The organism is Streptomyces sp. YJ-C3, from assembly GCF_053891275.1.
This window is the reverse complement of record NZ_CM132685.1, coordinates 5,506,169-5,517,074: the sequence shown is the minus strand read 5'-3', so window position 1 is coordinate 5,517,074 and position 10,906 is coordinate 5,506,169. Positions and strand designations below refer to the sequence as shown.

11 protein-coding genes are annotated in these 10,906 nt (G+C 69.6%); 4 read left to right on the top strand and 7 right to left on the bottom strand.

Features of this window, described 5'->3' with window-relative positions; genetic code table 11:
• Window positions 1–36: 36 nt before the first annotated feature.
• On the bottom strand, window positions 37–1,116 hold the full coding sequence (locus ACVHNB_RS24705) for an NADH:flavin oxidoreductase/NADH oxidase (protein ID WP_456225904.1): 1,080 nt from the start codon (window positions 1,114–1,116) through the stop codon (window positions 37–39).
• 126 nt (window positions 1,117–1,242) lie between these two features.
• Here ACVHNB_RS24705 and ACVHNB_RS24700 point away from each other — a divergent pair, with 126 nt between their 5' ends.
• Window positions 1,243–1,623: an ArsR/SmtB family transcription factor gene (locus ACVHNB_RS24700; protein ID WP_456225903.1), complete on the top strand. Its 381-nt coding sequence runs from the start codon at window positions 1,243–1,245 to the stop codon at window positions 1,621–1,623.
• Here ACVHNB_RS24700 and ACVHNB_RS24695 read toward each other — a convergent pair.
• Together ACVHNB_RS24695 and ACVHNB_RS24690 are read right to left on the bottom strand one after the other, a co-directional pair.
• Window positions 1,537–2,916, bottom strand: a complete 1,380-nt coding sequence (locus ACVHNB_RS24695) for a nucleobase:cation symporter-2 family protein (protein ID WP_456225902.1) — start codon at window positions 2,914–2,916, stop codon at window positions 1,537–1,539. The two genes, ACVHNB_RS24700 and ACVHNB_RS24695, sit on opposite strands and share 87 nt — an antisense overlap.
• Window positions 2,917–3,027: 111 nt before the next feature.
• Entirely contained in the window at window positions 3,028–4,377 is a 1,350-nt protein-coding gene (locus ACVHNB_RS24690) for an NADP oxidoreductase (protein ID WP_456225901.1), read from the bottom strand.
• A 181-nt stretch (window positions 4,378–4,558) separates the two neighbouring features.
• Here ACVHNB_RS24690 and ACVHNB_RS24685 point away from each other — a divergent pair, with 181 nt between their 5' ends.
• Entirely contained in the window at window positions 4,559–5,080 is a 522-nt protein-coding gene (locus ACVHNB_RS24685; RefSeq protein WP_456225900.1) for a DUF6214 family protein, read from the top strand.
• A 24-nt stretch (window positions 5,081–5,104) separates the two neighbouring features.
• Here the strand turns inward: ACVHNB_RS24685 and ACVHNB_RS24680 are convergent, their stop codons facing one another.
• Window positions 5,105–5,773, bottom strand: coding sequence for a DUF305 domain-containing protein (locus ACVHNB_RS24680; RefSeq protein ID WP_456225899.1), 669 nt, complete (start codon window positions 5,771–5,773; stop codon window positions 5,105–5,107).
• Window positions 5,774–5,847: 74 nt separating this feature from the next.
• On the opposite strand from ACVHNB_RS24680, the gene ACVHNB_RS24675 reads away from it, so the two are divergent.
• On the top strand, window positions 5,848–7,353 hold the full coding sequence (locus ACVHNB_RS24675) for an LVIVD repeat-containing protein (protein WP_428956490.1): 1,506 nt from the start codon (window positions 5,848–5,850) through the stop codon (window positions 7,351–7,353).
• On the opposite strand, the gene ACVHNB_RS24670 is transcribed toward ACVHNB_RS24675, so the two are convergent.
• From ACVHNB_RS24670 to ACVHNB_RS24660, 3 genes are all read right to left on the bottom strand, one after another.
• Window positions 7,341–8,039, bottom strand: a complete 699-nt coding sequence (locus ACVHNB_RS24670; RefSeq protein ID WP_428956491.1) for a TetR/AcrR family transcriptional regulator — start codon at window positions 8,037–8,039, stop codon at window positions 7,341–7,343. The genes ACVHNB_RS24675 and ACVHNB_RS24670 overlap by 13 nt on opposite strands.
• A 359-nt stretch (window positions 8,040–8,398) precedes the next feature.
• On the bottom strand, window positions 8,399–8,896 hold the full coding sequence (locus ACVHNB_RS24665; protein ID WP_456225898.1) for a restriction endonuclease fold toxin-2 domain-containing protein: 498 nt from the start codon (window positions 8,894–8,896) through the stop codon (window positions 8,399–8,401).
• A 93-nt stretch (window positions 8,897–8,989) separates the two neighbouring features.
• Window positions 8,990–9,565, bottom strand: a complete 576-nt coding sequence (locus ACVHNB_RS24660) for a CGNR zinc finger domain-containing protein (RefSeq protein WP_428956493.1) — start codon at window positions 9,563–9,565, stop codon at window positions 8,990–8,992.
• A gap of 82 nt (window positions 9,566–9,647) precedes the next feature.
• Here ACVHNB_RS24660 and ACVHNB_RS24655 point away from each other — a divergent pair, with 82 nt between their 5' ends.
• Window positions 9,648–10,820, top strand: coding sequence for an epoxide hydrolase (locus ACVHNB_RS24655; RefSeq protein ID WP_456225897.1), 1,173 nt, complete (start codon window positions 9,648–9,650; stop codon window positions 10,818–10,820).
• Window positions 10,821–10,906: the final 86 nt, after the last annotated feature.

The window sequence follows — 10,906 nt, the reverse complement described above, 5'->3', positions numbered from 1 at the left end:
CGGCACGGTGGCCGGGGCGGCTGCGGGGCGGACGGCTCAGACGGACCGGTGGTACTGGTCCGGGACGTGCACGTCCCCGCCCAGCTCGCGCGCCGCGTGCCGGGCGAACGAGGGGTCGCGCAGCAGCTCGCGGCCGAGCAGCACCGCGTCGGCCTCGCCGTCCGCGAGGATCTTCTCGGCCTGCTGCGGTTCCGTGATCAGGCCGACGGCGGCGGTCGGCACCCCTGCCTCACCCCGGACACGCGCCGCGAACGGCACCTGGTAGCCGGGCCCGACGGGGATGCGGACGCCTGCCGCGTTGCCGCCGGTCGACACGTCGATCAGGTCGACGCCGTGCGCCTGGAGCTCGGCGGTGAACCGGACGGTGTCGTCCGCCGTCCAGCCGCCCTCGTCGAGCCAGTCCGTCGCGGAGATCCGGAAGAAGAGGGGGAGTTCCTCGGGCCACACCGCACGGACGGCGTCGACGACCTCCAGCGCGAACCGGATGCGGTTCTCGTAGGAGCCCCCGTACTCGTCCGTGCGCCGGTTGCTGTGCGGGGAGAGGAACTGGCCGATCAGATAGCCGTGCGCACCGTGGATCTCGGCGACCTCGAACCCGGCGTCGAGCGCCCGCCGCGCCGCGTCCGCGAACTGCCGGACGATCTCGGCGATGCCGTCGGCGGTCAGCTCGGTCGGCACCGCGTGCTTCTCGTCGAAGGCGACCGCGCTCGGCGCGACCGCCTGCCACCCGTGGTCCTCGGGGCCGAGCGGCGCGCCGCCCTTCCAGGGGCGGTCGGTGGAGGCCTTGCGGCCCGCGTGCCCGAGCTGGATCCCCGGCACCGTCCCCTGCGACTTCAGGAACGTCGTGATCCGGCGCAGCGCCTCCACCTGTGTGTCGTTCCAGATGCCGAGGTCGTACGGTGAGATGCGGCCCTCGGGGCTGACACCCGTCGCCTCGACGATGATCAGGCCCGTGCCGCCGGCCGCCCGCGCGCCGTAGTGCTGGAAGTGCCAGTCCGTGGGGGCACCGGTCAGCGGGCCCTCCGGGGCGGCGCTGTACTGGCACATCGGCGGCATCCAGACCCGGTTCGGGACGGTCAGCGACCGCAGGGTGTAGGGCTCGAACAGCGCGCTCACGGCGGACTCCATTCGTACGTGCTCAGAAGCTTGCCTCGTACGATAGGCATCGTAGTACGGCGCCTGTCAAACTACGAGAGGTCTCGTACAATGACGCCGGGACGACGCACTTCAAGGGGAGCCGCCATGACGACCGCAGCACCGCAGGCCACCGGCAGCCGCACGCTCGCTCACCCCGCCCGCGAGGAGATCCGCCTCGAATCGGTGCTGCACGCCCTGTCCGATCCGATGCGTCTCGCGCTGGTCCGCGAGATGGGGGCCTCCGAGGCGGCCGAGCCGCAGGGGCTGCCCTGTTCGCACTTCGACCTGCCCGTCACCAAGTCCACGTCCACGCACCACTTCCGGGTGCTGCGCGAGAGCGGGGTGATCGAGCAGGTCTACCGTGGGACCGCCAAGCTGAACGGGCTGCGCCGGGCCGATCTAGACGCGCTGTTCCCCGGGCTGCTCGACAGTGTTCTCGACGCGGCTGCCCGGCAGGCCGACCGGATCGACGGCGCCGTCGGCTGAAGTCGCCTTCCCTGGAAGGTGGTTGAAGAGCAGGTTCAGCACGATCGCGGTGAGGCAGCCCGCGCTGATCCCGCTGTGCATCACCGTCTGGAACCAGTCGGGGAACTTGTCGTAGATCGTCGGTACGCCCACGGGGATGATGCCGAGCGCGACGGAGACGGCGACCACGGTCAGATTGCTCGTGCCCTCGAACTCCACCTTGGACAGGGTCCTCAGGCCGCTCGCCGCGACCGTTCCGAACATCACCAGACCCGCGCCGCCGAGCACCGGCGAGGGGATCGCGGCGATCACCGCGCCCAGCTTCGGCAGCAGCCCGAGCAGCACGAGGATGCCGCCCGCCACCGCGACGACCCAGCGGCTGCGCACCTTCGTCATGCCGACCAGGCCGACGTTCTGCGCGAACGCCGTGTACGGGAAGGTGTTGAAGACGCCGCCGAGGACGGTCGAGAAGCCGTCGGCGCGCAGGCCGTCGGCGAGCGCGCGCCGGTCCACCGGGCGCTCCGTCATCTCGCCGACCGCGATGAAGTCGCCGGTGGTCTCGGTCATGGTCACCAGGGCCACGATGAGCATCGAGACGATGGCCGCGCCGTGGAACTCCGGCGCCCCGAAGTGGAACGGTGTGCTGATGCCCACCCAGTTCGCGTCCCCGACCGCGCCGAAGTCCGTGAACCCGGTGGGTATCGCCACCGCCGTACCGGCCACGATGCCGATCAGCACCGCGATCCGGCTGAGGGCGGGCGGCGCGAACCGCTGCACGCCGAGGACGATCACCAGGACGAGCGCCGCGAGCGCGATGTTCTTCGGCTCCCCGAAGTCCTCCGCACCGGAACCGCCCGCCGCCCACGTGCCCGCGGTCGGCAGCAGCGAGAGGCCGATGATCAGGATGACCGTGCCGGTCACGACCGGCGGGAAGAACGTCAGCAGGCGTCCGAAGACCGGTGCGAGCAGCATCATCGCGAGCCCCGCGACGATCACCGCCCCGTAGATCGCGGGCAGTCCGCCGCCCGTCGTACCGATGAGCACCATCGGAGAGACGGCCGCGAACGTGCAGCCCTGCACGATCGGCAGCCGGATGCCGAACCGCCACACGCCCACGCACTGGATGAGCGTCGCGATCCCGCACACCAGCAAGTCGGCGGTGATCAGATACGCGAGATCGGCGGGCGGCAGCTTCATCGCGCCGCCCACGATCAACGGCACGGCGACCGCGCCGGCGTACATCGCGAGAACGTGCTGCAGTCCGAACGCCACCAACTGGCGGGCGGGCGGGACCTGATCGACGGGATGCTTCATACGTGCTCCAAGACCGGGAACGTCACGGGGACAGGGTGGGGAGGAGGCGGCAGCACGAGACCGTAATCGGCTTAAACGGTTTGTTGATTTCGCGGTTGTTGCCGGGATGTGTCAGGCCCCGGGCGCGCCCCGCGCCGCGCTCAACAGCCCCGCCCAGTCCGGGATCTTCACGGACCCGCGCCCCAGCGACCGCCCCAGCGCGGCCTCGGCCAGCTCGATCGCCCGCCACCCGTCCCACTCCACGGGCCGGGCGCCGGCGGCGACCAGCCCGGCCAGCGGATCCCCTGCGAGGTCCTTGCGTACGAACGCGGGGGCGTCCTCGACCAGGGACGTCACCGTCTCCTTGGCGCACGGCCGGTTCGTGCCGATGACTCCGGTCGGCCCGCGCTTGATCCAGCCCGCGACGTACTCGCCGGGCGAGACGAGGCCGCCGCGCAGCACCCGCCCCGCGGTGTGCGGCACGGTTCCCCGCTCGGCGTCGAACGGCAGTCCCTCCAGCGGCACTCCGCGATACCCCACCGACCGGAGCACCAGCTGCGCCCCGATGTCCTCGTACTCGCCCGTGCCGGTCACGCCCCCGCGTCCGTCCGGCCGGGTCCGCTCGAACCGCACCCCCGCGACGCGCCCCCGGTCCCCGGTGATCTCGACGGGCCGCAGGAAGAACCGCAGATGGATCCGGCGGGCGGCGCCCCGGCGCGGCAGGGCGGCCCAGCCGCGCAGCACCTCCACGTTGCGGCGGACCGCGGCGGGCAGCGCGGCGGGCTCGCGGTAGCCGGGATCGAGCGCCAACTCCGCCTCGTCCAGGACGATCTCGGTCTCCGGGAGGGTGGCGAGCTCGCGCAGCTCCTTGGTGGTGAAGCGGGCCTGCGACGGGCCGCGCCGGCCCACCATGTACACGTCCCGCACCTCGCTGGCGCCCAGCGTCCCCAGGGCGGCCTGCGGCATGTCGGTGGGGGCGAGCTCGGCGGCGCCGCGGGCCAGCATGCGCGTCACGTCGACCGCCACGTTGCCGACGCCGATCGTCACGGCCGTGCGCGCGCCGCGCACGAATCCGTCGTCGCGGGCGTCCGGATGCGCGCTGTACCAGGCCACGAAGTCGGTCGCCGACCAGCTGCCGGGCAGGTCCTCGCCAAGAATCCCGAGCCGCCGGTCGGCTGCGGCTCCCACGCAGTACACGACCGCGTGGTACAGCTCCAGCAGCTTCGCGGGCGGCAGCGCGGGGCCGATCTCGACGCCACCGAGGAATCGGACGCCGTCGTCCTGCAGCACCGTCCGCAGGTTGTTCTGCAGCGACTTGATCTTCTCGTGGTCGGGCGCGACGCCGTAACGCACCAGGCCGTACGGGCACGGCAGCCGGTCGAGCACATCGACGCGGACGTCCGGGAGGCTGCCTTGCCGGACCAGGCTCTGGGCGGTGTAGACCCCGCTCGGCCCCGATCCGACCACGGCGATGTGCGGCACGGGCGGCTCCTTCCGCTGGCGCGCTGATGTTCCTCAGCATGGCACCGGGAGCGGTCAGGGGGGAGGGGCTGTCGGCGTGCCGTGAACTGACCATGCGTGATCATACGGATACCGTTCGCATGTGCTGGACAGTTCATTTCCTGATGTTTTTGATCAACTTCAACCGAATAGTTACGTCCCAGTGTGGCCGCGGTGGGAGATCCAGGGACACGGCACCGCCGGGGCAGCGGCGTGGGACGAGGAGGCGCCGGGCGGGGACGTCCTGCCGCCGTGGTTCCAGGTCCGCCTGATGTTCGGCGACGGCAGGAACATCGACGTCCTCGCCGTCGTGACGGACGACCGGGTCGCCATCGAGGACGTCCGCTCCCAGCCGCCCCTCTCCCTCGACGACCTGGCCTCCCTCACCGACTGGATCGAGGGCCCCCTGGAGGACGCCTGCCGGGTACTCGCCGAGCAGCACGAGCGCCCCGCCTGCCCCGCCGCGCCCGAGGAGCCGCCGGGCCGCCGCGCCCGCCCGTCCTGGCCGCGCGGCACCGAGGGCCGGCGCCATGTCGCCGAGGTCTACCGCGCCGCCCAGGACGAGGGCCGCGACCCGGTCCTGGAAGTCATGCGCGTCACGGGCCGCAGCCGCCGCAAGTCCCTCCGGCTGATCGCCGCGGCTCGCGACGCGGGTTTCCTGGCGCCCCGCCACAACCGGCGGTGACGCGGCGTCAGGGCAGCGCCCTCGTCAGTCCATGTCCCGCATGCGGTTGATCTCCGCCGTCTGCTGGGCGATCACGTCGTCGGCCATCTCCTCCACCTGCACGTCGTTCCCGTCGCTCTTCACCTCCGTGGCCATCGTCACCGCCCCCTGGTGATGGGTGATCATCAGCTTCAGGAACAACGCGTCGAAGGCCTCGCCCCGGGCGGCCCGCAGCTTCTTCAACTGCGCCGCGCTCGCCATTCCCGGCATCGCCTCGTGCCCTGCGTGCCCCGTCGGGGACTCGCTCCGACCGTGCTGTTCCAGCCAGCCGCGCATCATCGCGACCTCGGGCCCCTGCGCGGCCGCGATCCGCTCGGCCAGCCGTTTCACCGGCTCCGACTCGGCCTGTTCCGGGGCGAGTTCGGTCATCTGCAGGGCCTGCTGGTGGTGCAGGATCATCATCTGCGCGTACCGTACGTCGGCCGAGTTGGGCTTGTCGTCCGCGCCGCGTCGCTGCGCGTCCCGGGCCGAGAGTGTCTCCGCGGCCTCACCGGGCTTGCCCGGCGCGATGACCGAAGGGCCGCCGGAAGCAGGGGAGTCGGCCTCACCGGAACCCCCTGAGTCGCACGCGGTCAACCCCAGCGCGAGCGCCATGAGCAGGGCGGGAACCCCAACTTTGATGACGATTCCGTTGCCATCTGTTGATCTGTGCATGAGGAAGACGATACTCGGGGGATCCGTGAACCGTTCACGTATCAACGACGTCATCGTCAATCAGGGAGACAACAGTGACCCTGTTGCAGGACTCCACCCGAACACGCCGCAGACGCCTGGGAGTCGGGGCCGCGGCCGCCGGACTCCTCGCGGCCCTGCTGACCGCCGGACCGGTGTCCGCGACGCCTGATCCGGGCGACAGATCCGCAGCCCCCAAGAGCGTCTCGCAGAGCACCGAGGCCGAGGCGAAGGCGGCGATAGCCGCCGACGAGATACCCGGACAGGACGAGATCGTCCACTCCGACAACATCGAGCACCTCACCAACATCCCCAAGGACGTGCTCCCCGGCCTCAACACGGACCTCGCGTTCCAGGGCAAGTACGCGTTCGCCGGGAACTACGACGGCTTCCGCATCTACGACATCAGCAACCCCAAGTCGCCCAGGACCGTCTCCCAGGTCCTGTGCCCGGGCTCCCAGAACGACGTCTCCGTCTCCGGGAACCTGCTGTTCCTCTCCACGGACAGCTCCCGCAGCGACAACTCCTGTGCCTCCACCACCCAGCCCGCGACCGAGAAGTCGTCGTGGGAGGGCATGAAGGTCTTCGACATCAGCGACAAGCGGAACCCGAAGTACGTCGCCGCCGTCGAGACCGCGTGCGGCTCGCACACGCACACCCTGGTCCCGGAGAAGAAGAACGTCTACGTGTACGTCTCCTCGTACTCGCCGAGCGCCACGTTCCCGGACTGCCAGCCGCCGCACGACGGCATCTCGGTCATCAAGGTGCCGCGCAAGGCCCCGCAGAAGGCGGCCGTGGTGAACTTCCCCGTCCTGTTCCCCGGTGAGGGCGCGGACGGCGGCGGCAACCCGGGCGCCCCCACCAACCCGGGCGTCTCCAAGACCACCGGCTGCCACGACATCACGGTGCTGCCCTCGAAGGACCTGGCCGCCGGTGCCTGCATGGGCGACGGCATCCTGTTCTCCATCAAGGACCCGGAGAACCCGAAGGTCATCGACCAGGTCCAGGACAACGTGAACTTCGCGTTCTGGCACTCGGCGACCTTCAACCAGAAGGCGAACAAGGTCGTGTTCACCGATGAGCTCGGCGGCGGCGGCGCGGCCACCTGCAACGCCCAGATCGGCCCGAACCGCGGCGCGGACGGCATCTACGACATCGTCGGCAAGGGCACCAAGAGCAAGCTCGTCTTCCGCTCCTACTACAAGATCCCGCGCCACCAGGCCGACACCGAGAACTGTGTCGCGCACAACGGCTCGCTGATCCCCGTCAAGGGCAAGGACCTCATGGTCCAGGCCTGGTACCAGGGCGGCGTCTCGGTGTGGGACTTCACCGACTCCTCGAAGCCCAAGGAGATCGCCTACTTCGAGCGCGGCCCGCTGACCACCGACGCGCTGCAGGTCGGCGGCTCCTGGTCGGCGTACTACTACAACGGCTACATCTTCTCCAACGACATCGCGAAGGGCTTCGACGTCCTGAAGCTCAGCGACCGGCGCACGGATCCGGCCAAGCGGGTCCACCTGGACGAGCTCAACGTCCAGACGCAGCCGGACTACTTCGACTGACCGTCGTTGTCCGCGGCCGGCCGCAACGGTTCGAAGTAGCGTGAGAAATCCGCCGGCCGCTCGTGTGCGGGACTCTCGTCGGGCGACGCGTCGTCGCCCGGCGGGAAGCCCCGCTCCCACTCCAGCCCGTAGCGCTGGAACAGCTCGGCGCGCAGCGCCGCCATCGGCATCGGCGCTCCCGGTACGAGCATCGCGAACACCGCGCCCATCAACAGGGCGCGCAGCAGCGGGTAGTCCCGGTCGACGTCGAGCGTCCCGTGCCGTACGACGGTGTCACGCAGCAGGGCCGCCAGCCGCTGCTGCTCCGGGCACTGCACGAACCCCTCGGCCTGCAGGATGCCCGCCATGTGCGTCCGCATGAGAACGGGCTGGTCCCGGGCCAGACCCAGGATCGCGTCGACGGCCCGGGCCAGCCGCTCGTCCCCGTCCTGCGTCGGCGGCCGGCGCTCCAGTGCCTCTTCCAGGGTCCGGTGCATCAGCCGGTGCACGGCGGACTGCAGCAGCTGGCGCTTGCCGGGGAAGTAGTACGAGACCAGGCCGCGCGCCGAACCGGCACGGTCCGCGATGTCGCCGAGGGTCGTCGCGTCATAGCCGCGCTCCCCGACGAGCTCCAGCGTCGCCTGCAGAAGCCGCTCACGGGAACGTCGGCGCAACTCCTCATTGACCGATGCGCTGCGGGGGGACATCCTTGACTCCTGCGTTGACTGGCTCTCAGCCAACTATACTCAGCGCGGTCCGGCCACCGGCCCCTGGGCACGGTGCGCACGGATCAGCCGGCCGTATTCGGGCGACGCGGGGGATCGTCCGAATATGGTCGCGCTGGAGGGCCCCCACCGATCTCCGCCGGTTCCAAAGGCGCAGGCCGCAAGCGTGGATCACCAGAAGGTGTGGACTCCACCGACCGCCACCCGACCCCGGGACGGCGGGAATGGGGTCATTTGGGGGTCGGGCTCGCAGGCCTTCAGGTCACGCTGTGACGACTCGAAGATGCTGCTCCAGCTCGTCCTTGATCTCCAAGGCGCCTCCGACAGCAGGCACCCGCCCGTCAGTTTGCAGCCCCTGTTCTACGGCGTCCTCTGTTGTGTACCGGATGATGCCGGGAGAAGGCAGGGAGTGATCGCGGAGCCAGAGCAGGAACTCTGACGCCTTCTTGGGCCATCAGGGTCTGCCAGCAGGCTGTGGCGTCCTCGTCGTTAGTGACGATCTCCAGGCCGCGGATTTCCTTGTTCGCGGTCATCGCGTCGTTGTGCTGGCCGAGCACGTACTTGGAGTCGATCATGTAGCCCTCTGGAGGGCGCATGCCGTCAGAAGCCTTGAACTTGGACTGCGACGTCAGCAGCAGCGGGATCTTCCGTTCCGGGTAGCCCGCAGTCCGCAACTGGTAGGCACTCTCCGGGCTGTTCGGAGTGTTCCTGGCACCGTCGAGGCGGAGCGGCACAATCCCGCAGCGTCCAGAGCGTGAGCCACGTTTGTCGAGCGTCGTGCCCGCGGCCGACTTGTAAACCTTGGCGAACTCTGCACCGGCCTCGTCGTCGCCCGCCATGCCCTTCTGCCGATCCAGCTCATCATCGATGCGCTGATCATGCCGCCGCTGACGAGTTGCAGATCTGCTGGCATGGATGCGCCGAGGTGACGATCACTCCGCTGGTCTGGGGTTATTCCGCTGGTTGGCGTTGAAGCGCGCTTTCTTCTGGCGATTGCCGCATGTGTTCATGTCGCACCATCTGCGAGTGCGGCTCTGGCTGGTGTCGAAGAAGGCGGCTCGGCAGGTGGGGGAGGCGCACAAGGCCAGTTTTCCGTCTCGTTCGCCCGCGATGATGCTGACCGCGTCGGCGGCGATCACGCTGAGGGCGTCCTCCACGCAGGAAGCCGAGCCGAGCTGCCATCGCCGCCGGCCCTCGGGCGTCAGGACGGCCGCGGCTCGACCCTGAGCGCTGCGGTCATTGATGACGTGGACGGCGGACGCGGGGAGAGCGTCCTGGAGTGCGGCCGCTGTCGCGGCGGCGTGAATCGACTCCCTCAGTTCCCGGGCGAGGGCGAGCTGGGCAGCGGTACAGGAGTCCACGGCGAGGCCGCTGACGGCCAGCCAGTCGACGAGTCGTTGCGGCGTGGGAATGCGCTCCACGGCGTCGCCGTGACGCTCCGACAGGGTCCCCGTGAAGCTCGTCGCCAGCACCTTGCCGAGGCGGAAGTCGGGGAACTCAACACGCATGGAACCACCTTAGCCGGTTGCGGCGTGACTCGGAGGGCTGTTAGAACCGTCTTAGACGGTTCCGCTATGGCCAGGAGGACTCATGCCCCGTCCCGCCAGCGACGTACACGCGTTTGAAGCCCACGCAACCGACGCCGACCTCGACGATCTGCGCGCGCGGCTGGCCGCGGCGCGACTGCCGGAGGCTGAGACGGTCCACGGCGCCGCGCCCGGCTCTCGCCGATGGGAGCAGGGCGTTCCTCTCGCCGACCTCGTCGATGTCGTGAACTACTGGCGCACCGGGTACAACTGGCGGGCGTTCGAAGAGCGCCTTAACCGGATCGGCCAGTTCCGCACGACCATTGATGATCTGGGCATCCACTTCCTGCACCGCCGGTCCGCGCGCGCCGATGCCACTCCTTTGATCCTGACGCACGGCTGGCCGGGCAGCATTGCCGAGTTCACCGATGTAGTGGACGAGTTGGCGGATCCGAAGGACGCGGACGCGCCGGCATTCCACGTCGTGGTCCCGTCGCTGCCTGGCTTTGGCTACAGCGACAAGCCGGCCACCACCGGGTGGGGAACCGAAAAGATCGCGGCCGCATGGGTGGAGCTGATGGGAAGGCTCGGCTACGGAAAGTTCGTAGCCCACGGCGGCGACTGGGGCGGCAATATCACCACGGTCCTCGGTGGCCGGTTCCCGGCGCACGTTCTCGGCATCCACACCTTGTTCGCGGAGGCGCCGCCCGGGTTGACGACGGACGGGCTGACGGCGGTCGAGCGCAAGTGGACCGAGGAGACCCACGATTTCTGGAGCCACCGCGCGGCGTACGCGAAGCAGCAGGCGACCCGGCCGCAGACCATCGGCTACTCGCTCGTCGACTCACCGGTCGGGCTGCTCGCCTGGATCCTCGACAAGTTCGCCGAGTGGTCGGACACCGAGGACAGCCCGTTCGAGACGATTTCCCGAGACCGCATTCTTGACGACGTCACCCTGTACTGGCTGACGCGGACCGGCGCATCGGCGGCCCGCATCTACTACGAAAGCCACAACTCGCTCGATCCCGAACTTCGGGTCGACGTCCCATCCGCGATCACCATGTATCCCCGCGACATCGAGAAATCTCCGCGCCCCTGGGCACAGGAGCGGTACCGGCACATCGTCCGGTGGAGGTCGCCGGAGAACGGGGGTCATTTCCCGTCGCTGGAGGTTCCCGAGTTCTTCGTCAAGGATCTGCAGGAGGGCCTCGCGGCAGTGCTGGCCGCTCATCGGTGAACGCGGCTCGGTGCCGGCACTCGATCACCGCCTGCGGCAAATGCGGTGTTCAGCTCCCGCGGGAAGCGGCAGTCCGACAGGATCTT